Origin of the sequence: Mycobacterium sp. IS-836 (assembly GCF_001954275.1) — a bacterium.
GTDB lineage: Bacteria > Actinomycetota > Actinomycetes > Mycobacteriales > Mycobacteriaceae > Mycobacterium.
On sequence record NZ_MBEU01000036.1, the window covers coordinates 1 to 23,063 of the forward strand.

The following is a 23,063-nucleotide window of genomic DNA, read 5'->3' on the forward strand; positions in this document are numbered from 1 at the left end:
CGGGCGCGTCGGCGGCATCCACGCCCGCGCCCACCATCGCGGCCTGGTGGCAGACCAGGTCGACACCGCGCAGGAGCATTACGCGCTGGCGTGGTCGGAGTCGACGGGCGGCTCGGTCGTCGCATTGCGCTACCACAACGTCTACGGCCCCGGCATGCCGCGCGACACCCCCTACTCCGGAGTGGCGGCGATCTTTCGTTCATCGCTGGAAAAGGGTGAGCCCCCAAGGGTTTTCGAGGACGGTGGCCAGATGCGCGACTTCGTCCACGTCGACGACGTGGCCGCCGCCAACGTGGCGGCGGCGTCGGTTTCGGCCGGCGGCTCCGGCTTCACCGCGGTGAATGTCTGCTCGGGACAGCCGATTTCGATCCTGGAGGTCGCCACGGCACTGTGCGATGCGCGCAGGGATTCTGGTGGTTCGGTCAACCCGGTGATCACCGGGCAGTACCGCAGCGGCGACGTGCGCCACATCGTCGCGGATCCCAGCCGGGCCGCCGAGGTGCTGGGATTCCGTGCGGCCGTCCACCCGCGCGACGGGCTGCGCGAATTCGCGTTCGCTCCACTGCGCTAGCGACCGGCCGGCGGCCGGAAGATCTTGGGTTTCGGGACGGGGATCTGGCGGGTGCCGGAGTCGTCGCCGCGGAAGATCCGGGGCGCGTCGGACCCGCCGCCCACCCGCACGCGCGTCGTCGGTGCGGCCGATGGCGGCGGCGCGCCGGCCGGGATGCGGGTGGTCGCCGCGGCCGGAATGCGGGTGGTCCCCGCCTCCTCCTGCGGACCCGGCTGAGCCCCGGCGGCACGCGTGTGCGCCGCGCGGGGCTTCTTGCGTCGCAGTCGCCGGCCGGTGAGCTGACCCGTGACGATCGCGGCGGCCAGGATGCACAGGGCCAGCCCGCACAGCGCCACGTCGAAGGTGCTGGTGATCTGCTGGGCGAGATTATTTCCGTAGACCGGGTTTTGCGCGGCGGAGTTCGGAATCTCCTCGAACCGCGGGGCCAGCACGACGCCGACCACCACCCGCGAAATGCTCAGCGCGGCAACGAGTCCGCACAGCGACGAGATCAGCCGCGCGGACACTGCGTCATTGGCCAGGTTGACGCGCAGCCAGATCGCGAGGGCGGCGGTGGCCAGATCGAACCCCGCCAGCACGATGCTGTCGTATCGCGAGTACGGGTAGTTCAGCGCCACCCCGACGAACAGGTCGGTGAACCGCATCGCCATGGATCCCACGCACCACACGACGATCAGCAGCAAGCCATTTCGGGCCGCCGCGCGCCAGGCGTTTTCCTGGGTCGTCGACAGCGTGCGGTCGCCGAACAGCGCCCGAGGCGCAAAGATCGCGGCGGCCGCCGCCCACGCAAGGTAGCCCTCGAACCCAACCCCGGCCGTCGACGTGTTCTGCGCGATGCCGTGGAACGCGTCGATGTCGCGACCGACGGGGAGGCTCCACACAACGAGCCCGGCGACGAGTGTCGACGCGCCGAGCGCGACGGTGGCCAGCCGGGAAGCCTTGGTGCTGCGAAGAAGCCACCGCGACGCGACGAGCACGGCGACCAGCGCCACCACGCCGTACACCACCGCCGTCGCGATGACCGAGATGTTCTGCTTGCCGAAGCCGCCCGATCCACCGGTCACGGCGTACTTGATCCGCCAGTACAGGTTGAACGCAAAACTCAGCACCGCCAGTACCAGGGACGCATAACCGATGATCCGCGCGGAGCGCTGCCACCCGGCGAACTTCTCGTCGTCGGCGGCGGCACCGGTGATCGCCGGTTGCGCGCACAGCAACGAGCCGGCGATGCCGAACCATGCGCCCGGTCCGACGCCGCCGGGCACGGTGACGGTGCCGCCGAATCGGACGGTCTCGACCGCGTCGAAGGCGACGAAGGCGAGCACCAGCAGCACGTAGGGGACGTTGAGCCAGAGACGGATTCGGTTGGCCGCCGCGGCTTTGAATTGCGGGCTGGCCGACCGCCAGGCGCCGGCCGCGACGAGCGAGATCAGGGACAGCAACGTCACCGCGAACAGCACCGCGAACGGGATCCGGCTGCTGCCGGGGATCGCCAGGCCGGAGTACAGATTCCACGGCAGCACCAGCGCGATGACCAACAAGGCGGCGGTGATCAGGTCGGCGACGACGTTTCGGCGCCGCCTCGGCCGCTGCGCCGCGCGTGGAGCCTGACCGGGTGGGTCGACGGCGGCCAGTCGCTGCGTTTGGTCGCTGATCGGGCCGGTGGGCGCGTCGTCGCTGCTCTGGCTCACGGTTCCCCCCGGGTATCGAGGACGGTTGCTGGCGGCGCCGCTTCGGTTGGGTGGCGAGGGAACCACCTGCCCGGCCGACTGCGTTGCTTACTTGGAAACATAATCCCCGTTCGGACGACGCGGCAGTGGCTGCGATGAGAACGTGCGATTCCGCGGATGTTGTTCCGCGGAGACGTTCCCGCGGTTTGGGAACGGTTACGCTGCGCTCATAGGCGGACGCTGTCGCCCGAATGACTGTTACTGCCGACGGTATCGCAGTGTAGTGATGCAGGGACATGCTGGTTGCGGGGTGGCCAGCCGAAGGAGAGTCGGGATGGACGTCGTTTTGGGGGTCGCGGTCACCGGCCCTGTTGCCCACTTGGCGCTTGTCGGGCAGGGCGCCCAGGGTGCCGACGTGATCGACCAATCCGAGGTCGAGCTGGCTGGCAACCCGGTCGGGACGCTGACCGAGACCGTGGTCGGTACGAATCGGCTGTTGGCCGAACAGAACCACCGGCTGACCGCCACGCGGCTTTGCTGGACGGACCACCCCCAGGCTGACCGGTTGCGGCAGGCGCTCGAAGATTCCGGGGTCCACGACGTCGCGGTGCTGTCCGAATCGCAGGCGGTCACCGCGCTGATGCGCGCGGCGGGACGGTTCGGTCCCGCGCTGGTGGTCGGCGACGAGGCGGCGACCCTATTGGGCCCCGCGGTGGGAGACGAGAGTGCGCCGCCCACCCTGCTGGCCAGCGCACCGCTGGCCGGCGACTCGGGCGATCAAGCCACGGGCACACTCGACACGTTGATGGCCAGGCTCGCCGACCAGCCGGGCGCCGCGGGCGACCTCTACCTCGTGGGCGCGTCGTCCGACCTCAACACCGTCGCAAACCAGATTCGCGAGACGTCGACGATGCGGGTGCAGATCCCAGACGACCCCACCTTCGCGCTTGCCCGCGGCGCGGCATTGGCCGCCGTGCCGGGGGCGCTGTTGGCGGCCGGAGACGCAACCGCGATGGCGCCGGCGGCGGGGCTGACGGGAGACGAGACGGCCTATTCGCCCGTGACCGGGCGCACCGGAGACGAGACCGCCTTCGCGCCCGCGGCCGAGCCGGCCGCCGAGGATCAACAGCTGGCGTATTCGATGGCCGACGAGGGCGAGCCGCTCGCGGCCGACGACTTCGGCGACGAGTACGGCGAGTTCGACGGTGACGAGGCCGAGACGGGGCCATTGCCGTTGAGCAGGCGGTCGGTGGTGCTCGGCAATGCGGTCATCGCGTTCGCCGTCGTCGGATTCGCGTCGTTGGCGGTCGCGGTGGCGGTCGCCGTCCGGCCGACCGCGAGCGCGCAGCCGGTGGTCGGGCACCAGAACGCCGCCCCGGGCAAGTTCATGCCGCTGCTGCCGACGCAACAGCAGGCGCCGGTTCCGCCGCCCCCGCCCGATCAGCCCAATGCCGGATTCCAGGGCGGCGTCGTTCCGGACTCCAACGGCTACATTCCCCCGCAGTTGATGTCCGGCGGGGCGCCGGCCGCCCCGGTCAATCCCGCGCCGGGCGTTCCGGGTTTCGTGCCGAACCCGAACCCGTATGTGCCGATCCCGATCCCGATCATCGTTCCGTACCCGCCGTTGGGGCCGACTACGACGACGACCACGACGACGCTGACGACGACCACCACGACAACCACGTCGCTGGGTCCCTCGACCACGACCACGACGCCGACGACGACTACGACGCAGCCGACGACGACCACCACGCAGCCGACGACAACTACGACGCAGCCGACCACGACCACCACGCCGCCGACGACGACGAAGCAGCAGCAGGTTGTGACGACGACACCGCCGACCTCGACGGTGCAGCAGACAGTTCCGACTCAGACAATTCCGACGCAGACCATTCCGACTCAGACAATTCCGACGCAGACCATTCCGAAGCAGCCGCTCACCCCGCAGCAGCCGGTCACCCCACAGCAACCGGTGACCCCGAAGGCGCCCATTTTCACGCCCCACCACTGACACGTGGTCCTGGCGGTTTGCTGCGGTTGGTGGCGTCTCGAGCGGTTCGCTGACCCGGCTGCGCAGCCCGGCAAATATTCTTTGCCCAAATGACTGTTCTTGCCGGCAATAACGCAGTGTAATGATCCCAGGACATGCTGGTTGAAGGTTAGCCAGCCGAAGGAGCGTCGGGATGGACGTCGTCTTGGGGGTCGCGGTCGCAGGTCCCGTCGCCCGCATGGCCCTTGTCGGGTCGGGCGCACCGGGATCTGCCGTGCTCGACCAATCCGTCTTCGACATCGCCGACCACCCGATCGACACCCTGACCCGGAGCGTGGTCGGAACGGATCGGCTGCTGGCCGACGAGGACCACCGCCTGGTCGCGACCCGGGTGTGCTGGCCGGACGCCCCGAAGGCCGACGATCTGCGCCGGGCACTCGAAGACTCGGGTCTCCACAACGTTGCCGTGCTGTCGGAGTCGGAGGCGGTGACGGCGTTGATGCGGGCGGCCGGGCGGGCCGGCGGTGTGCTCGTCGTTGACGACGACACGGCGACGCTGTCGCTGGTGGGTGCGGACGGCGACGGTGCAGAGCCGACCATGCTGGCCAGGCAGCCCCTCGGCGGTGCTGATGCCACCGCCGCGTTGAACACGATGATGGACACCCTCGGCGGCCAGCCCGGGACGCCGCAGGACGTCTACCTCGTCGGCGCGTCGTCGAACCTCATCGGGGTTGCCGACCAGCTTCGCGACGCCTCAACCGTGCGAGTGGAGATTCCCGAAGACCCCACATTCGCACTCGCCCGCGGCGCGGCGCTGGCAGCCGGGTTGGCGCCCACGACGCCGGTCACACCGGGAGCGGCGACCTCGATAGCTCCCGTGACCGGGCTCGGTGGAGACGAGACCGCCTTCGCGCCCGCGGCCGAGCCGGCGGCCGCGGACCAGCAGCTGGCTTACTCGATGTCCGACGAGGGCGACGCCCTCGGGGCCGACGAGTTCGACGACGAGTACGACGACGAGTACGACGACTTTGACGACGACCCCGCCGCGACCGTCCGGATACCGCTGAGCGGACGGTCGGTGCTGCTCGGCAATGCGGTCATCGCGTTCGCCGTCATCGGATTCGCGTCGCTGGCCGTCGCGGTTGCGGTCGCCGTTCGGCCGACCGCGAGTGCGGCGCCGCTGGTGGGGATCCAGAATGCTGCCCCCGGGAAGTTCATGCCACTGTTACCGACGCAGCAGCAGGCGCCGGTTCCGCCACCCCCGCCCGATCAGCCCAACGCGGGTTTCCAGGGTGGCGTCGTTCCGGACTCCAAGGGCTACATTCCGCCGCAGTTGGTGTCGCGCGGCGGCGACAGTCCCGCTCGGGTAGTCCAGGTCAACCCGGCACCGATTGCTCCGGTCAACCCGGCGCCGGTAGCGCCCGTCAACCCGGCGCCGGCAGCACCGGGCCTTCCAGGCTTTGTGCCCAACCCGAACCCGCTTATTCCCATTCCGATCATCATTCCGTTGCCGGTGCAACAGGCACCGCCAAACTTGCCGCCGGGGGTGCCGCCGCCGGTGGTGGTGCCACTGCCGCCGGTAGCTCCGCAGCCGCCCGTGGTGCCGCAGCAGCCCGTGGTGCCGAAACCGGTTGTGCCACAGCAGCCCGTGGTGCCGCAACAGCCGGTGGTCCCGCAGCAACCGGTGGTGCCACAGCAGCCGGTGGTCCCGAAGCCGGTGGTGCCGCAGCAGCCGGTGGTCCCGAAACCGGTTGTGCCGCAGCAACCTGTGGTCCCGCAGCAGCCGGTGGTCCCGCAGCAGCCGGTCGTCCCGAAACCGGTTGTGCCACAGCAGCCCGTGGTCCCACAGCAGCCGGTAGTCCCACAGCAGCCGGTGGTCCCGAAGCCGGTGCTGCCGCAGCAGCCACTGGTGCCGCAGCAGCCATTGGTGCCGCAGCAGCCGCTGGTGCCGCAGCAGCCACGCCGCTACTAAGGGCCCGCCGCGGCATACCGAATCCCGCCGTCGGGCTATTGTCGGCAGCCATGCCCGAGGCTGTGACGGTGGTGCTGCCCTGCCTGAACGAGGAGGAGTCGCTGCCGGCGGTGCTGGCGGCGATCCCCGCCGGCTATCGGGCGCTGGTGGTCGACAACAACAGCACCGATGACACCGCCGCGGTCGCGGGCCGGCACGGCGCCGAGGTGGTCGTCGAGCCGCGGCCCGGGTACGGCTCGGCGGTGCACGCGGGCGTCGTCGCCGCGACCACGCCGATCGTGGCGGTCATCGACGCCGACGGCTCCATGGATCCCGGTGACTTGCCGCGGCTCGTCGCCGCGCTCGAAGACGGTGCCGACCTGGTGATAGGCCGGCGCCGACCCGTGCCGGGGTTGCATTGGCCGTGGGTCGCCCGGGTGGGCACCGTGGTGATGAGCTGGCGGCTGCGCACCCGGCACGGCCTGCCGGTGCACGACATCGCGCCGATGCGGGTCGCGCGGCGGGAGGCGCTGCTGAACCTGGGCGTCGCCGACCGGCGCTCGGGGTATCCGCTCGAACTGCTGGTGCGAGCGGCGGCCGCCGGCTGGCGGGTGGTGGAACTCGACGTCAGCTATGGCCCCCGGACGGGCGGCAAGTCGAAGGTCAGTGGTTCGCTGCGGGGCAGCATCACCGCGATCGTGGACTTCTGGAAGGTGATTTCGTGAGCGGCTTGCCGGTGACCTTGCTGGTGGTCGCCAAGGCTCCGGAACCCGGCCGGGCCAAGACCCGGCTGGCCGCGACCGTCGGCGACGAGGTCGCCGCCGACATAGCCGCCGCCGCGCTGCTGGACACACTGGACGCAGTGGCCGCCGCGCCCGTGGCGGCGCGGGTGGTGGCGCTCACCGGCGATCTGGGCGACGCCGTCGGCGCCGCCGACATCCGGCAACGGCTCGCGTCGTTCACGGTGATCGGGCAGCGCGGCGACGGCTTCGCCGACCGGCTTGCCAACGCACACGCCGACGCGGGCCTCGAGGGATATCCGGTGCTGCAGATCGGGATGGACACCCCGCAAGTAACCGCCGACCTGTTGACCGGCTGCGCGCAGCAGCTGGTCGAGTCGCCGGCCGTGCTCGGGCCGGCGCGCGACGGGGGATGGTGGGTGCTGGGTGTGCGCGCGCCGGCGATGGCCGAATGCCTGCGCGACGTCCCGATGTCTCAACCCGACACCGGAGAGCTCACGGCGAAAGCTTTGCGGGACAACGGTATTGACGTCACATTGCTGCAACGGCTGGCCGACTTCGACGTCGTCGCCGACATCGCCGCGGTCCGGGATGGGTGCGGGCCGGCCAGTCGGTTCGCCCGCGTCACCCGCGCAGCCGGACTCTAGGACCGGTCGGGTGTGCGCCCTGGGCGGCCAGTGTGCGTCCAGGACGCCATCGACGTACACGCGGCAAGCGAGTTCAGGCCCGCAACCGCAACACCACGAACCGCCCGACGATCCCGACGGCGAATACGGCCAGCCCCGAAATCACCGCCTGCCACGGCAGGGTGGCGACCAGCAGCAGGCAACCCGCCACGCCGCACACGTTCAGGATCCGACGGCCGCGCCCTACATCCGGCAGCGTGTAGGCCGAGGCGTTGGCGATCGCGTAGTAGATCAACACCCCGAACGACGAGAAGCCGATCACCCCGCGCAGGTCGACGGTGGCGACCAGGACGCAGACGACCACCCCGAGTGCGACCTCGGCGTGGTGCGGTACCCGGTAGCGCGGGTGAACGGCCGCCAGCCACGCGGGCAGATCACGATGACGGCCCATCGCCAGCACAGTGCGGCCGAGCCCGGCGATCAACGCGAGCAGCGCGCCCAGGCTGGCCAGCGCGGCGCCGACGGTGATCACCGGCACCAGCGCCGGGACCCCGGCGGCCCGGACGGCGTCCGCCAGCGGAGCGGCGGCATGTGCGAGGCGGTCGGGTCCCGCGGCGAGCAGGGCCGCCACGCCGACCACGAAATAGATCGCGACCGCGATCGCCAGGGCGAGGGTTATCGCGCGGGGGATGGTGCGGGCCGGGTCGCGAACCTCCTCGCCCATCGTCGCGATCCGCGCGTAACCGGCGAACGCGAAAAACAGCAACCCCGCCGACTGCAGGACGCCGTAGACCGTTCCGGCCGGCCAGTGCATCAACTGCGACGGTGCCGGCCTGGTCACCGCGATCCCGACGACCACCGCGGCAAGCGCAATCACCGTGCAGGCCAACAGTATTCGGGCCAGCAGCGCGGTCTTGGTGACGCCCCGGTAGTTCAGCGCGATCAGCAGGACTACGGCTCCCACCCCGATGATTCGCTGCGCCCAGGCGGGCCCCGGAATCGCATAGCTGGCGACCGTCAGCGCCATGGCCGCGCACGACGCGCTCTTGCCGATCACGAATCCCCAGCCGGCGACGAAGCCCCACCACGGGCCTAGGCGTTCACGCCCGTAGATGTATGTCCCGCCGGACGTCGGATAGACCGCGGCCAGTTGCGCCGACGCGGTGGCGTTGCAGTACGCGATGGCGGCGGCCACCGCCAGCCCGATCAGCAGGCCCGCGCCGGCCGCCCGCGCGGCCGGGCCGAACGCCGAGAACACACCGGCGCCGATCATCGAACCCAGCCCGATCACCACCGCGTCGGTCGTGCCGAGCCGTCGGGCCAGTCGTTGCTGTTCTTCCATGGCCGCCTACCAGTTCGTGAAGATCACGGAGTTGATCACCAGGGCGCCGGTAGCATTGAGCGCCAACCACATTCGGTGTGAGCGTACCGGCAGCAGCGCGGCGGCCGCGGTGAGCCAGACGGTGAACGGCAGCCAGATCCGCTCAACCTCGGCCTTGCTCAGCATGCTCAGGTCGGCGACGACGATGGCCGCCAGCATCGCCAGTAGCACCAGGTGAAAACCGGAGCGGCCACGGATCGCGGCCCGGTCGAACAGCCGGGCGATCCCCGCGACGCTGCCCAGCCCGATCGCGCACACCACGCTCGCCAGGTTGGCCCAGCTCCAGTACGCAAACGGCCGGTCCTTGGCCACTCCCTGCCAATAGCGTTGCTGCACAAGGTTATAGCCGTCGAACCAGTAGAACCCGGCCACGGCGAAGGTCACCGCCACCGCCAGCGCGGCCAAAAACGCCGGGCCGAGCGCCCGCAGGACCGCTCGCCATCCGGGCGCCGACACCAACACCGCCAACGCCGGAATGCCCATCAGCGCCAGGCCGTAGTTGACGAACACCCCCCAGCCGAGCAGCAGACCCGCGGCGGCGGCAACCAGCGCGGGAAAACGGACCGGCCGGTGCACCGCCACCGCCAGTAGCGCGATGCCCCACGCCGCGACCCCCGCGAAGTAGGCATCCGCGGAGACCGCCACCCAGATCGCCGTCGGTGCCACCGCGACGAACGGCGCGGCCCGCCGCGCGGTCGGCTCGTCGGCCAACGCGCGAACGCCGATCAGTACCGCCGCCGCCGCGCTGGACCCGGCCAGCAGGCAGAGCAGGGCGGCCCAAGCACCGCCGTGCAGGCCGATCCGGTCCAGCCACACGAACGTCAACAGCGCGCCCGGCGGATGCCCCGAGACGTGGGTGATCCACGAGTTCGGCTGGAAGTCGAGGATCCGGCTGGAGAACGTGCGCACCGCCGCTGGAATATCGGTGATGCTTCCCACCTGCGACAGGTACTCGTCGCGGGTCGTCAGCCGGCCGGCGAAGCCGCGTTGCCAGCCGTCGATCATCGAAAGCGCAAACGCCCACCCGCACGCGGTGGCCCAGCTGACCAGCAATAGGGCCCGCCACGAAAGACGTTGCGTCACAGCCGGTCCCCACAACACGGCGGCGACCGCGATGAGAATCGCCGGGCCGGTTCCCCAGCCGACATGGGCGTCCCAATAGCCGAAGATCGGCGCGGCGCCCGACCGCATGGCGAAATGTTCCAGCCCGGTATCCGAACGGGGTTTGACGCCCCAGTTCAGGCGCGGCAGCACGAACGCCGCCGCCAGCAGGACGACAGCGAAGGCGACGGCCAACCACTCCCGGCGAGCAATCCTCACGGTCGCCCAGCCTATTGATCGGCTTGATCGCCCGCGCCGGCGAACCGGCGCACCAACGCCGCCCGGTCCACCTTGCCGATCCCGCGACGCGGCAGCGCCGTGACGATGTGCAGCTCGCGCGGTGCGGCGGTCGCGTCGAGCGTGCGCGACACGTGCGCCCGCACCGCCTCCAGCGTCGGGGGCACGCAACCGTCGCTCACCACGACCGCAGCGACCACGCGCTGGCCCAACGTCGGGTCGGCGAGCCCGAAGACCGCGCAGTCGCTGACGGCGGGATGGGTGCACAGCGCCGCCTCCACGGGTTGCGGCAGCACGGTCAACCCGCCGGTGCTGATCGCGTCGTCGGCGCGGCCGAGCACGGTCAGCACGCCCGCGTCGTCGATGGCACCGAGGTCGTCGGTGCGAAACCAGCCCGGCTCGGCGAAGGGATCGGGATCGACCGGGTTGCGATAGCCCTTGGCCAGCGTCGCCCCGCCGATCACGATGCGCCCGTCGGTCACCCGCAGCCGGACCCCGTCCAGCGGGACGCCGTCGTAGACGCAGCCCCCGGCGGTCTCGCTCATCCCGTACGTGCGCACCACCGCGATGCCGGCCGCGGCGGCGGCGTCGAGAACCGGCCGCGGAGCCGGCCCGCCGCCGATCAGCACGGCGTCCAGGCCGGCCAGCGCCGCCGTCGCCGCCGGATCGGTCAGGGCCTTGGCCAGCTGCGCGGCCACCAGCGACGTGTACCGCCGGCCCGAGCCCAATCGCCTTACGGCGCCGGGCAATTGGGTGACATCGAAGCCGGCGGAAACATCGAGCTCGACGGGCGGGCAACCTGCGAGCACGCTGCGTACCAAGACTTGTACGCCGGCGATGTGATGGGGCGGCAACGCCAGCAGCCAGTTCCCCGGGCCGCCGAGACGGTCGTGGGTCGCCGACGCGCTGGCGACCAAGGCGGCCGCGGTCAGCAAGGCGCCTTTGGGCGCGCCGGTGGTTCCCGACGTCGTCGCCACGAGGGCGACGTCGTCGTCTATGGCTTCGCCGACGCGCAACGCCCGCAGCTCGGAATCGCTCCCACCCGCGGGGGCGACGACCAGAGCGGGATCACCGTCATCCAGGACTCCGGCCAGCGCGGGCAACAGCGCCTCGGTGGCGGAGCCCGGCGCGACGCGCAGCGCCCGCAGAACGGCTATGCGTGGGCCCCGCCGTCATGCTCTTCGTCGAGCGGCCAGCCCTTGGCGGCCAACCGGGCGCGCACCCGGTCGATGTCGTCCTCGGACGGCAGTTCGTCGGTGAGCTTGCTGATCGCCACGCCGATGTCGATCTTGTCGAATTCGCCGTGCGCCATCAGGTCACCGGCCACGGCTTTGACTTCGTCGTTGGTCAGCCGCCGGGACAGCAGCGCGAGCACCGCAAAGGTGTCGGTCGCGGGAACGCCTTCCGGATATCCCGCGCGCAACCACGAGACAACGGAACTCAGGAATCGGTTCACTTGCTATCTCTCCGCGCGGGGGATCGGCAGGTCGGTGGACAACGATTCAATGCTACTTGTGCGGCGGCTTTGCTCCCAGGAAGGACTGGCCTATCTGGTGCGCGATGAAGTCGCGGGAGATGTACAGGAGAGCGAAGGCGATCACCGCAATCACCACCGCGTAGATCACCCAAGCGATCGCCAGCAGCATCGGATTCCTGTGTGGCGAGGTGCCGTCCGTGGTCACCTGCCCGGCCCCGACGGCGTGGAACCGCAGCCCGAGGGCGAACAGCCCCGGCAGCGCGGCGCCGGCCAGCATCGCGAAGACCAGGATCTTCAGGGACGCCTGGTAGTTGAACCAATCGCTGAAGTGGCTCATGAAGGCTTCCCCGCGCTCACGGTGTCCTGCGAGCCGGTACCGGCCGCGCGCGACCTGGCGCCGGTATCGGACGGCGGTTTTTCGTCCGACCCCTCGAGGCCGGCGGTGAGGCTGCCCTCCCATTCGGCGTTGACGTTCTTGTGGTCGACCTTGACCCTGCGCGACCGCAGGTAGATCGCCGTAGAGGTGGCGATCAGCAGGCCGAAGCCGATGATCGCGCCGGGGAATCCCCCGATGAGGTGCACGATCCAATAGGTGATCGCCCCGACCAAACCGGCCAGCGGAAGCGTCACCAGCCACGCGACCGCCATCCGCCCGGCCACGCCCCAGCGCACCTCGCCGCCCGGCTTGCCCAGCCCGCTGCCCAACACCGAACCGGTGCAGACCTGCGTCGTCGACAGCGCGTAGCCGAAGTGGGTGGACAGCAGAATGACTGCGGCCGAGGAAGATTCGGCGGCCATGCCCTGCGGTGACTTGATCTCGACCAGTCCCTTGCCCAGGGTGCGGATGATCCGCCAGCCGCCCAGGTAGGTACCCGCTGCCATCGCCAGGGCGCAACAGACGATGACCCACAGCGGCGGTGCCGCGTCGGTCTTGCTGACCGCGCCGTAGGACATCAGCGCCAGGAAGATGATGCCCATCGTCTTCTGCGCGTCGCCGGTGCCGTGCGCCAGGGAGACCAGCGACGCCGAGCCCCACTGGCCGTACCGGAAGCCCGCCTCGGTGCGGTTGGTCGCAATGCCCCGGGTGATCCGGTAGACCAGCCAGGTCGCTATCGCGCCGACAACGATGGCCAGGATCGCGGCGACGACGGCCGGGATCAGCACCTTGGACACCAGGCCCTTCCAGATCACCCCGTGCGCGCCGACGGCGGCGATCGTCGCGCCGACGATGCCGCCGATCAGCGCGTGCGAGGAGCTGGAGGGGATGCCGAGCAGCCAGGTCAGCAGGTTCCAGACGATGCCGCCGACCAGGCCGGCGAACACCAGTTGCAGCGTCACGATGTGCCCGTCGATCAGGCCCTTGGCGATGGTGGCCGCGACCGCGGTGGACATGAATGCGCCCACCAGGTTGAGCACAGCGGACAGCGCGACGGCGGCCTTGGGCGCCAGGGCGCCGCTGGCGATGGAGGTCGCCATCGCGTTGCCGGTGTCATGGAAGCCGTTGGTGAAATCGAAAGCGAGTGCCGTGATTACGACGATGATGAGGAGGAACAAATCGATGTTCACAGCGCCTGATTCTGGTAGTTGGAGGATTAAATTGTCGAACGCTGAGATGGCGGAAACGCAGGTGTACCTCGACTCGTCGTTGAATATTAGCGCTTAGTTAACCTTACGTTCCCCACGGTCGCCGCGCGTGTCGCGGCGCAGTGGGTGGTCGGGCGGGACCTCGACGAAAATCAGGGTGATTCCGTCTGGATCGGTGACGTGCATCTCGCGCAGGCCCCACGGTTCCTGTCGCGCCTCGCGGGCGATCGCCACCCCGCGGCCCTCCAGCTCGGCCTGGGTCGCCACGACGTCACGGACCTGTAGCCACAGCGCGCCGGGAAAGGGGCCCCGGGAGTGGTCGGGGCTGCCGTAGCCCGCCAGCTCCAGCAGGGATTGGCCGGCGAAAAACACTGTGCCCGCGCCGTAATCGCGCGCGATGGCCAGGCCGATCTTGTCGCGGTAGAAGCTCAACGATTGCTGATAGTCCGCCGGCCGGAGCAGCATCCGGCTGCCCAGGATCTCCATAGCGTCGTGTCTATCACGTGCACCTGCTGCGCAGGTTTTCGACGCCCGGACCGGCGAGATCGTCGCACCCGGCGGCACGGCCGGTCATCGCGAGGAGCAACGACAGCAGCGGACCCTCAACCGCCTCGCCCTCTCCGTGCTGCCAGTCGTCGTCGGTGGCCTTCAGGGCGAGCCCGGCGACGCGCTTCTTGGATCCAATCAGCATGTTGGAGCCCTTGAAGAAGTCGATCACCTCGCGAACCGCGTCGGGCGGGTAGGCGTGCGCGATGCCCAGCGGACGCCGCAGGTCCTCGCCATGCACCACCACCTCACCGAGCCAGGAAGTCTTGGGGCCCGGCGGTGCCGAGGTGGAGTTCTGCAAGTCACGGAATTCGCTCAGGGTGGCGGCCGGATCGGGGCCGCGGTGCTTGGCGATCTGAGCGTTGGCGAACTTGTCGAAGCTGAACCCGGCCTTGGCCATGTTGAGAAAGAAGGTGGCCGGGTTCAGTGAGGCGGTCGCCGACAGGTGCGCGACGATGTCGTGGACAGTCCAGCCCGGGCAGAGCGATGGCGTATCCCACTGCGCCGGCTCCAGGTCGGCGAGGTCGTTGGCGAGCGCCCCGCGCTCGGCGGCAATGGTGGCCCACAGATCGGACATGGCGACCTCCCGGAGTTAATGGGAATCGTTGAGGTGGTCGGCGCGGCGTGACATGAGTGCATTTACCCAGCGGGGGCCGACGGTGTTCAACGCGTTGAGGGCGACGGCCATCCGCGGCGCGATCCGCACCGGCCGGGTGCGGGCGGCGGTGACCATCCATTCGGCGGCTTCTTCCGGGCTCAAAGCGGGCATCCCGTCATACGCCTTCGTCGGTTTGATCATAGGAGTCGCGACCAGCGGATAGTAGAGCGTTGTCGAGTGCACGCCCTTGTGGCCCCACTCGGTTTCCACGACCCGGCCGATGGTTCCCAGCGCGGCCTTCGACGCGTTGTAGACACCGAACATGGGCGATGCCTCCGACATCACTCCCCAGGTCGAGACGTTGATGATGTGGCCGTCGCCGCGCTCGAGCATCCCGGGGGCCAGCCCGCGGATCAACCGCAGCGGGCCGTAGTAGTTCAGCGCCATGATTCGCTCGACGTCATGCCAGCGTTCCAGCGACTGGGCCAGGGGCCGCCGGATCGACCTGGCGGCGTTGTTGATCAGAATGTCGATGCCGCCGAGGTGCTCGTGGACGTCAGACACCAGCGCGTCGATGGCGTCCATGTCCGAGAGGTCGCACGGCATCGCCGTCGCCTCGCCGCCCGAGGCCGTGATCCGGTCGACCAGCGCGTCCAGCAGGTCCTGGCGGCGGGCGACCGCGACCACGGTGGCGCCGTGTTTGGCGAACAGTTCGGCGCCGGCCTCGCCGATGCCCGACGACGCGCCGGTGAGCAGAATCCGCTTGCCGTCGAGGCTGACCGGTTTGATCGGGGGCCGGTTGACCAGAATTTGCGGCGAAATCGGCGGCCGCATGGTGGCCAGCACCAGCTGGTCGGTCAGGCGGCGAAGGGGACTCTTGCTCACCGAGGGAGTTTAAGCGCGGCCCTCAGAAGTAGCGGGGGAACGGGGTCCAGTCCGGTGGCCGCTTCTCCAGGAACGCGTCGCGGCCCTCGACGGCCTCGTCGGTCATGTACGCCAGCCGGGTGGCCTCACCCGCGAATAACTGCTGACCCACCAGACCGTCGTCGAGCAGATTGAACGCGAACTTCAACATCCGTTGCGCCTGAGGCGATTTCGCGTTGATCTCGCGCGCCCACTGCACCCCGACCCGTTCGAGCTCGGCGTGATCGACGACCTCGTTGACCGCGCCCATGTGGTGCATCTGCTCGGCGGTGTACGCGCGGCCGAGGAAGAAGATCTCGCGGGCGAACTTCTGGCCGACCTGACGGGCCAGATACGCGCTGCCGTAGCCGCCGTCGAAGCTGCCGACGTCGGCGTCGGTCTGCTTGAAGCGGGCGTGCTCGCGGCTGGCCAGGGTGAGATCGCAGACCACGTGCAGGCTGTGCCCGCCGCCGGCCGCCCACCCGTTGACCAGGCAGATGACCACCTTGGGCATGAACCGGATCAGCCGCTGCACCTCGAGGATGTGCAGCCGCCCCGCGCGGGCGGCGTCGACGGTGTCGGCGGTCTCTCCGGAAGCGTATTGATAGCCCGACCGGCCGCGGATGCGCTGATCGCCGCCCGAACAGAATGCCCAGCCGCCGTCCTTGGGCGACGGCCCGTTACCGGTCAGCAGCACCACGCCGACGTCGGGCGACATGCGGGCGTGGTCGAGCACCCGGTACAGCTCGTCGACGGTGTGCGGCCGGAACGCGTTGCGCACCTCGGGCCGGTCGAACGCCACCCGTACCGTGGCGTCGTCGACATGGCGGTGGTAGGTGATGTCGGTCAGATCGCCGAAGCCGTCGACGGGCCGCCACACCGCCGCGTCAAAAGGGTTGTCACTCAAGGCAGCCATGACCGCAACCCTAACGGTGCCCGCCGAACGTGACGGCACAGTCACACTCGGCCTCGAACGTGACTGCAGCGTCACGTTCGATGGGACAACTCACTGACGGCGTCCAGCCGCGCGATCGCTTCGGCGCTCAGCGTGACGCTCCCCGCGTCGATGTTCTCTTCGAGGTGCGCGATCGAGCGAGTGCCCGGAATCAGCAATGTGTTCGGCGCATGAGCCAAGATCCAGGCCAACCCGACTTGCGCGGGTGTGACGCCGAGTTCGCCGGCGATGTCGATCACCACAGCGTTGTCGGTGGCCTTGGGGGAGCCCGGGAATGCCGACCCCAGCGGAAAGTACGGAACCCATGCGATGCCCTCGTCCACGCAGACATCGACCATCTCTTCCTGGGAGCGGTCCAGCAGGCTGTAGGCATTCTGCACGCACACGATTCCGGCGGGCAGTGCTCGCCGCAGTACGTCGAGCGGCACACTGCTGATCCCGATCGCGCCGATCTTTCCCTCGTCGCGCAGTGCGATCATCTCGGCGAGCTGGTCGTCGAGGTCGACGAGCTGATCACCCGCGGTGCCCACGCCGGGCCCGAGATCCATCCGGCGGAGATTGACCACCGGGACGCGGTCCAGGCCGAGCTGGCGCAGGTCGTCTTCGACGGCGGCACGCAGCTCGGCGGGCCGTTGCGCCGCGGTCAGCGGAATCGGTTGTTCGCCGGTGTAGCGCGCGCCGACCTTGCTGACGATGACGAGGTCGTCCGGATAGGGCGCCAACGCCGCGCGGATCCGCCGGTTCACCTCGCCGGGACCGTAGAACGACGCGGTGTCGATGTGGTTAACGCCGAGTTCGACCGCGCGGCGCAGCACCGCGGCCGCATCGTCGGGCGACGCCTCGAACAGTTGCATGGCGCCGTACCCGACGCGGGCGACCGCCGCCGTGCCGAGGCTGCCGACACCGCCGGGGTGTGGTTGGTCCGTCATGATGCTCCCAATCTCGTGAGACACTGGAGAAATGCGGAGGCCCCTCCGCTTAGTCGATGGTAGCAGAAACGGAGGACCCTCCGCTTTGTCTGGCAGTGCCCGTGCCGACGCGCGCCGAAATCGCGAAAGGTTGCTCGAGGCGGCGACCGCGGCGTTCACCGCCGCGAACGGTGGGCCGGTCGCGCTCGAGTCGATCGCCCGCGACGCCGGTGTCGGTATCGGAACGCTCTACCGCCACTTCCCGAATCGGGAAGCCCTCGTCGAGGCGATCTACCGTGCGGAGCTCGCTGAGGTGGCGGCCGCGGCCGAGCGGCTGCTCAAGAGGCATCCGCCGAAGACCGCCCTGCGCCGCTGGATGGACCGCTACGCCAGCTTCGTGGCCGCCAAGCGCGGGATGGCCGAGTCGCTGCAGGTGATCTTCGACTCCGGCGCCATGGAGCCGAGCCAGACTCGGGACAGCATCGTCGGCGCGGTCGACACGCTGTTGCGGGCCGGCGCCGACGACGGGACCCTGCGGCCCGATGTGCAAGCCGAAGATGTGGTGTCCAGCCTGATCGGCATTTTCTTGGTCAGCGGGTCACCCGAGCAGACGGGCCGCATGCTCGACCTGCTGCTGGCCGGGATTTCTTGTTAGCCCCACCCGCCGAACGTGACGGCACAGTCACACTCGACCGCGAACGTGACTGCAGTGTCACGTTCGAGGCCAGCACCTAGCCGACGGCGCGTCCCGCGCCTTCCCAGAACTGCGCCCGGACGGCCTTTTTGTCCGGCTTGCCCAGCCCGGTCAACGGCAGCGACTCGACGATGACGACGCGCTTGGGCGACTGCACCGAGCCCTTGCGGTCTTTGACCGCGGCCTGGATCTCGGCGGTCATCGCCTCGATCGCGGCGTCGTCGCGGGCCGCATCCGAGCGCAGCACCACCACGGCGGTGACGGCCTCGCCCCACTTGTCATCCGGCGCCCCGACGACACAGACCTGCGCGACGGCCGGATGCTCGGCGACGACGTCCTCGACCTCGCGGGGGAACACGTTGAAGCCGCCGGTGACGATCATGTCCTTGACCCGGTCGACGATGAAGTAGAACCCGTCCTCGTCCTCGCGGGCCATGTCGCCCGTGTGCAGCCAGCCGTCCTTGAACGTCTCGGCCGTCGCGTCGGGCAGATTCCAGTAGCCGCCGGCCAATAGCGGTCCGCTGACACAGATTTCGCCCGGCTCGCCCTGCGGCACCGGCTTGCCGTCCTCACCCAGCAGCGCGACCCGCGCGAAAAGCGTTGGGCGCCCACAAGATGTCAGCCGCTTCTCGTCGTGATCGGCCTTGGGAAGGTAGGTGATCACCATCGGCGCCTCGGACTGCCCGTAGTACTGGGCGAAGATCGGGCCGAACCGCCGGATCGCCTCGGCAAGCCGCACCGGGTTGATCGCCGAGGCGCCGTAGTACACGGTCTCCAGCGACGACAGGTCGCGGGTGTGCGAATCCGGGTGATCCATCAGCGCGTACAGCATCGACGGCACCAGCATGGTCGCCGTAATGCGTTGCTCTTCAATGACTCTCAGCACCTCGGCCGGATCGAACTTGGCCAGCACGATCATCTGGCCACCCTTGACCAGGGTGGGCGTGAAAAACGCCGCCCCGGCGTGCGACAGCGGCGTGCACATCAGGAACCGCGGGTTCTCCGGCCATTCCCATTCGGCGAGCTGGATCGACGTCATGGTGGCGATGTTGCCGGTGGTGCCGATCACGCCCTTGGGCTTGCCGGTGGTGCCGCCGGTGTAGGTCAGGCCGCCGATATGGTTCGGCGGCAGGTCGGCAACCACTAGCGGCTTCGGCTCGTACTTGGCGGCCTCGGCGGACAGGTCGACGGCCACGCCGCTCAAAGCCTCGGGGACCGGACCGATGGTGAGAATCCGCTTCAGCGAGTCCACCTTTTCCAGCAGTCCCAGCGCGCGCTCGACGAAATTCGGGTTGGGATCGATGATCAGCGCGCTCGCCCCGGCGTCGTTGAGCACGTAGGCGTGGTCGTCCAGCGAGCCGAGCGGGTGCAGCGCGGTGCGCCGGTAACCCTGGGTCTGGCTGGCGCCGAGGATCATCAGGACCTCGGGACGGTTGAGCGACAGCAGGCCGACGGTGACGCCGGTGCCGGCGCCCAGCGCCTCGAACGCCTGCGTGTACTGGCTGATCCGCTCGGCCAGCTGGCCGCCGGTCAGCGTGGTGTCGCCGAGGAAGAGCACCGGCTTGTTCTTGTGGCGCTTGAGCGAGCCCACCAGCAGGTGGCCGTTGTGGGTCGGGTTGCGCAGCAGCTCGTCACCCATGGCGCCGCTCCTCCTCATCACTTCGTTCTGCATCGTCGCCGGCGCGACTCATGGCCCAAGACTAGAACGTGTTGCAATTCGGGTCGGCCGGACCCTGGGATCACTAGGATTCCTGCACATGGCTGGGGCCGATCTCAAGGCAGACGTCGTCATCACCGGAACCGTGCTGACCGTCGACGACGCACGCCCCACCGCCGAGGCCGTTGCCGTCACCGATGGCCGGATCGTCGCCGTGGGCACCCGGTCCGACGTCGAGGGCCTGATAGGTCCGGACACCGAGACCATCGATGTCGGCGACGGCTGCGTCATGCCGGGATTCGTTGAGGCGCATGGTCATCCGCTGATGGAGGCCGTCGCGTTGTCGGACCGCATCGTCGACATCCGCCCGGTCACCCTCCGCGGCGCCGACGACGTGGTCGCGGCGGTCCGGCGCGAAGTGGGAAAGCGCGGCGCGGACGGCGCCTACCTCAACGGGTGGGATCCGCTGCTGCAGCCCGGTCTTCCGGAGCCGACGCTGGCCTGGCTCGACGAGATCGCGCCCGACGGGCCACTGGTGATCATCCACAACTCCGGGCACAAGGCGTTCTTCAACTCGCAAGCCGCCCGCCTCAACGGGCTGACCCGCGACACGCCGGACCCCAAGGGCGCCCGGTTCGGCCGCGATGCCGGCGGGGAACTCGACGGCACCGCCGAGGAGATCGGCGCGGTGTTTCCCCTGTTGGGCGGGGCCGTCCAGCCCGGCGACTATCCGGCGATGCTGCACGCCGAGTGCGCCCGGCTCAACCGCGCCGGGCTGACCACCTGCTCGGAGATGGCGTTCGACCCCGCCTTCCGGCCGCTGGTCGAGCAGCTGCGCGGCGAGCTCTCGGTGCGCCTGCGCACCTACGAGATCTCCAACCCGCAGATGTCGACCACCGCGACGCCGGGCGAGGGCGACGACATGCTGCGCCAGGTCGGCATCAAGATCTGGGTCGACGGCTCTCCGTGGGTCGGCAACATCGCCCTGTCCTTCCCTTACCTGGACACCGAGGCGACGCGCACCATCGGCGTGACGCCCGGCTCCTGCGGATGCGCCAACTACACCGCCGAGCAGCTGACCGAAATCGTCGGCGCCTACTTTCCGTTGGGCTGGCAGATGGCCTGCCATGTGCACGGCGACAACGGCGTCGACACCATCCTCGATGTCTACGAAAAAGCACTGCAGCGCTGGCCCCGTCCAGACCACCGGCTGCGGCTCGAACACGTCGGCGCCATTCGGCCCGAACAACTCAAACGCGCCGCCGCGCTCGGCGTCACCTGCAGCATCTTCGTCGACCAGATCCACTACTGGGGCGACGTCATCGTCGACGGCCTGTTCGGACCCGAACGCGGATCCCGTTGGATGCCAGCGGGATCCGCGGTCGCCACCGGCATGCGCATCTCGCTGCACAACGACCCACCTGTCACGCCCGAGGAGCCGCTGCGCAACATCAGCGTCGCCGCGACCCGGACGGCGCCCAGCGGCCGGGTGCTGGCGCCCGAGGAGCGCCTGACGGTCGAGCAGGCGATCCGCGCGCAGACCATCGATGCCGCCTGGCAGCTGTTCGCGGACGACGTGATCGGCTCACTGGAGGTCGGCAAGTACGCGGACATGGTGGTGTTGTCGGCCGATCCCCGCGCCGTGCCGCCCGAGCGGATCGCCGAGCTCGACGTGCGCGCCACGTTTCTGGCGGGCCGCCAGGTCTACCGCCGGTGAAGCCCGCCCTGGACGACCTGCTGGACCGCCTGCACGTGGTCGCGCTGCCGATGCGGGTGCGTTTCCGCGGCATCACCACCCGCGAGGTCGCGCTGATCGAGGGCCCGACGGGCTGGGGCGAGTTCGGCGCGTTCGTGGAGTACGGGCCCGCCGAGGCCGCCGCGTGGCTGGCGTCGGGCATCGAGGCCGCCTACCGCCGCCCGCCGCCGGCGCGACGCGACCGGATCCCGATCAATGCCACGGTGCCGGCTGTCGCCGCCGATGAGGTCGGCGAGGTGCTGGCGCGTTTTCCGGGCGCGCGAACGGCCAAGGTGAAGGTCGCCGAACCGGGACAGACCCTGGCCGACGACGTCGCGCGCGTCAACGCCGTGCGGGAGCTGTGCCCCACCGTGCGGGTGGACGCCAACGGCGGCTGGACCGTCGAGCAGGCGGCTGCGGCCGCGGCCGCCCTGACCACCGACGGCCCGCTCGAGTACCTCGAGCAGCCCTGCGCCACCGTCGACGAACTCGCCGAACTGCGCCGGCGGATCGACGTGCCGATCGCCGCCGACGAAAGCATCCGCAAAGCCGACGATCCGCTGGCCGTCGTCCGCGCCCGCGCCGCCGACGTCGCGGTGCTGAAAGTCGCTCCGCTGGGCGGGGTTTCGGCGCTGCTCGACATCGCCTCGCGCATCGACATTCCGGTCGTCGTTTCCAGCGCGCTGGACTCGGCGGTCGGCATAAGCCATGGCTTGACCGCCGCGGCGGCCCTGCCGCAACTCCGGCATGCCTGCGGGCTGGGCACCGGCGGCCTGTTCGCCGAGGACGTCGCCGAGCGCGCCGCACCCGTCGACGGGAGCCTGGCCGTCGCGCCGGTGACGCCGGATCCCGCGCGGCTGCGGGCCCTGGGCGCGCCGCCGGAACGGCGGCAGTGGTGGATCGACCGGGTCAAGGCCTGCCACCCGCTGCTTGTAACGTGCTCCGAGTGACCAACCTGGCTTACGACGACCGCGGGACGGGCGAACCCGTCGTCTTCATCGCAGGCCACGGCGGTGCCGGGCGCACTTGGCTGCCGCATCAGGTGCCGGCGTTTCTGGCGGCGGGGTATCGCTGCATCACCTTCGACAATCGCGGGATCGGCGCCACCGAAAACGCCGAAGGGTTCACGACGCAGACCATGGTCGCCGACACGGCGGCCCTGATCGAAAAGCTGGGCGCCGCCCCGGCCCGCGTCGTCGGAGTCTCGATGGGCTCCTACATCGCCCAGGAACTCATGGTGGCCCGGCCCGATCTGGTGAGCGCCGCGGTGCTGATGGCGACGCGCGGCCGCCTGGACCGCGCCCGGGAGTTCTTCCACCAAGCCGAGAACGAGTTCTTCCAGTCCGGTGTCAAGCTGCCCGCCGGCTATGAAGCGAAAATGCGCTTGATGGAAAGCTTTTCGCGCAAGACCCTCAACGACGACGTGGCGGTCGCGGATTGGATCGCGATGTTCAGCACGTGGCCGGCCAAGCAAACCCCGGGAACGCGCTGCCAGCTGAACATCTCCCCGCAGACCAATCGGCTGCCCGCCTACCGCAACATCTCGGCGCCGGTGCTGGTGATCGGGTTCGGCGACGACCTGGTGACACCGCCGCACCTGGGGCGCGAGGTGGCCGACGCCATACCCAACGGCCGCTACGTGCAGATCCCCGACACCGGTCACCTCGGGTTCTTCGAGCGGCCGGAGGTCGTCAACGCCGAGATGTTGAAGTTCTTCGCCGACGACAAGGCCTGAG

At 69.6% G+C, this 23,063-nt stretch carries 21 protein-coding genes and 1 pseudogene; 9 read left to right on the top strand and 13 right to left on the bottom strand.

Translation table 11 applies throughout. The annotated features are described in order from the left end of the window. Positions 1 to 571: NAD-dependent epimerase/dehydratase family protein (locus tag A5747_RS10835; RefSeq protein ID WP_233148013.1), on the top strand; the 571-nt coding region annotated here is incomplete at its 5' end. Here the strand turns inward: A5747_RS10835 and A5747_RS10840 are convergent. Then, positions 568 to 2,205 (bottom strand): hypothetical protein, encoded by a 1,638-nt coding sequence (locus A5747_RS10840; RefSeq protein WP_233148014.1) that lies wholly within the window; start codon positions 2,203 to 2,205, stop codon positions 568 to 570. The two genes, A5747_RS10835 and A5747_RS10840, sit on opposite strands and share 4 nt — an antisense overlap. Positions 2,206 to 2,575: 370 nt before the next feature. On the opposite strand from A5747_RS10840, the gene A5747_RS25240 reads away from it, so the two are divergent. The 4 genes from A5747_RS25240 to A5747_RS10860 all read left to right on the top strand — a co-directional run bounded on the left by A5747_RS25240 (position 2,576) and on the right by A5747_RS10860 (position 7,572). Then, positions 2,576 to 4,255: a hypothetical protein gene (locus tag A5747_RS25240; RefSeq protein WP_076123897.1), complete on the top strand. Its 1,680-nt coding sequence runs from the start codon at positions 2,576 to 2,578 to the stop codon at positions 4,253 to 4,255. Between the two features lie 172 nt (positions 4,256 to 4,427). Next, the gene (locus A5747_RS10850; protein WP_076123899.1) at positions 4,428 to 6,206 is read left to right on the top strand and encodes a hypothetical protein; all 1,779 of its coding nucleotides are present in this window, start codon (positions 4,428 to 4,430) and stop codon (positions 6,204 to 6,206) included. Between the two features lie 50 nt (positions 6,207 to 6,256). Further along, on the top strand, positions 6,257 to 6,910 hold the full coding sequence (locus tag A5747_RS10855) for a glycosyltransferase family 2 protein (RefSeq protein ID WP_076123901.1): 654 nt from the start codon (positions 6,257 to 6,259) through the stop codon (positions 6,908 to 6,910). After that, entirely contained in the window at positions 6,907 to 7,572 is a 666-nt protein-coding gene (locus tag A5747_RS10860) for a DUF2064 domain-containing protein (RefSeq protein WP_076123903.1), read from the top strand. The genes A5747_RS10855 and A5747_RS10860 overlap by 4 nt, the downstream gene beginning before the upstream one ends. A 73-nt stretch (positions 7,573 to 7,645) precedes the next feature. Here A5747_RS10860 and A5747_RS10865 read toward each other — a convergent pair whose 3' ends face one another. The 11 genes and pseudogenes from A5747_RS10865 to A5747_RS10915 all read right to left on the bottom strand — a co-directional run bounded on the left by A5747_RS10865 (position 7,646) and on the right by A5747_RS10915 (position 17,262). Further along, positions 7,646 to 8,893 carry an APC family permease gene (locus tag A5747_RS10865; RefSeq protein ID WP_076123905.1) on the bottom strand — a complete coding sequence of 416 codons (1,248 nt, stop codon included), beginning with the start codon at positions 8,891 to 8,893 and terminating at the stop codon, positions 7,646 to 7,648. Positions 8,894 to 8,899: 6 nt separating this feature from the next. Further along, on the bottom strand, positions 8,900 to 10,252 hold the full coding sequence (locus A5747_RS10870; RefSeq protein WP_076123907.1) for a hypothetical protein: 1,353 nt from the start codon (positions 10,250 to 10,252) through the stop codon (positions 8,900 to 8,902). 11 nt (positions 10,253 to 10,263) lie between these two features. Then, positions 10,264 to 11,364 (bottom strand): o-succinylbenzoate--CoA ligase, encoded by a 1,101-nt coding sequence (menE, locus tag A5747_RS10875; protein WP_233148015.1) that lies wholly within the window; start codon positions 11,362 to 11,364, stop codon positions 10,264 to 10,266. A 59-nt stretch (positions 11,365 to 11,423) separates the two neighbouring features. Continuing rightward, positions 11,424 to 11,726, bottom strand: coding sequence for a DUF3349 domain-containing protein (locus A5747_RS10880; protein WP_076123911.1), 303 nt, complete (start codon positions 11,724 to 11,726; stop codon positions 11,424 to 11,426). Between the two features lie 52 nt (positions 11,727 to 11,778). Next, on the bottom strand, positions 11,779 to 12,084 hold the full coding sequence (locus A5747_RS10885; protein ID WP_076123913.1) for a hypothetical protein: 306 nt from the start codon (positions 12,082 to 12,084) through the stop codon (positions 11,779 to 11,781). Between the two features lie 16 nt (positions 12,085 to 12,100). Then, positions 12,101 to 13,313 (bottom strand): annotated as a pseudogene (locus A5747_RS10890) (anion permease). A gap of 93 nt (positions 13,314 to 13,406) precedes the next feature. Then, on the bottom strand, positions 13,407 to 13,817 hold the full coding sequence (locus A5747_RS10895) for a VOC family protein (protein WP_076123917.1): 411 nt from the start codon (positions 13,815 to 13,817) through the stop codon (positions 13,407 to 13,409). Between the two features lie 13 nt (positions 13,818 to 13,830). Beyond that, complete coding sequence (locus tag A5747_RS10900) at positions 13,831 to 14,454, bottom strand: maleylpyruvate isomerase family mycothiol-dependent enzyme (protein ID WP_076123919.1); 624 nt, start codon at positions 14,452 to 14,454, stop codon at positions 13,831 to 13,833. 15 nt (positions 14,455 to 14,469) lie between these two features. Then, positions 14,470 to 15,360, bottom strand: a complete 891-nt coding sequence (locus A5747_RS10905; protein WP_076123921.1) for an SDR family oxidoreductase — start codon at positions 15,358 to 15,360, stop codon at positions 14,470 to 14,472. 22 nt (positions 15,361 to 15,382) lie between these two features. After that, the gene (locus A5747_RS10910) at positions 15,383 to 16,285 is read right to left on the bottom strand and encodes a 1,4-dihydroxy-2-naphthoyl-CoA synthase (protein ID WP_076123978.1); all 903 of its coding nucleotides are present in this window, start codon (positions 16,283 to 16,285) and stop codon (positions 15,383 to 15,385) included. An 80-nt stretch (positions 16,286 to 16,365) separates the two neighbouring features. Then, a complete protein-coding gene (locus A5747_RS10915; protein ID WP_076123980.1) occupies positions 16,366 to 17,262 on the bottom strand; it encodes an aldo/keto reductase in 897 nt (298 codons plus the stop codon). A gap of 85 nt (positions 17,263 to 17,347) precedes the next feature. On the opposite strand from A5747_RS10915, the gene A5747_RS10920 reads away from it, so the two are divergent. Further along, positions 17,348 to 17,896 (top strand): TetR/AcrR family transcriptional regulator, encoded by a 549-nt coding sequence (locus A5747_RS10920; protein ID WP_076123923.1) that lies wholly within the window; start codon positions 17,348 to 17,350, stop codon positions 17,894 to 17,896. A gap of 76 nt (positions 17,897 to 17,972) precedes the next feature. On the opposite strand, the gene fadD8 is transcribed toward A5747_RS10920, so the two are convergent. Then, complete coding sequence (gene fadD8 / locus A5747_RS10925) at positions 17,973 to 19,607, bottom strand: fatty-acid--CoA ligase FadD8 (protein ID WP_369805052.1); 1,635 nt, start codon at positions 19,605 to 19,607, stop codon at positions 17,973 to 17,975. An 85-nt stretch (positions 19,608 to 19,692) separates the two neighbouring features. Here fadD8 and A5747_RS10930 point away from each other — a divergent pair, with 85 nt between their 5' ends. From A5747_RS10930 to A5747_RS10940, 3 genes are read left to right on the top strand one after another with little or no spacing between them, the layout of a single operon-like run. Then, positions 19,693 to 21,309, top strand: a complete 1,617-nt coding sequence (locus A5747_RS10930) for an amidohydrolase (protein WP_076123927.1) — start codon at positions 19,693 to 19,695, stop codon at positions 21,307 to 21,309. Continuing rightward, a complete protein-coding gene (locus A5747_RS10935; protein ID WP_076123929.1) occupies positions 21,306 to 22,277 on the top strand; it encodes an o-succinylbenzoate synthase in 972 nt (323 codons plus the stop codon). The genes A5747_RS10930 and A5747_RS10935 overlap by 4 nt, the downstream gene beginning before the upstream one ends. Next, the gene (locus A5747_RS10940) at positions 22,274 to 23,062 is read left to right on the top strand and encodes an alpha/beta fold hydrolase (RefSeq protein WP_076123982.1); all 789 of its coding nucleotides are present in this window, start codon (positions 22,274 to 22,276) and stop codon (positions 23,060 to 23,062) included. Before A5747_RS10935 ends, A5747_RS10940 begins: the two co-directional genes overlap by 4 nt. Position 23,063 lies beyond the last annotated feature (1 nt).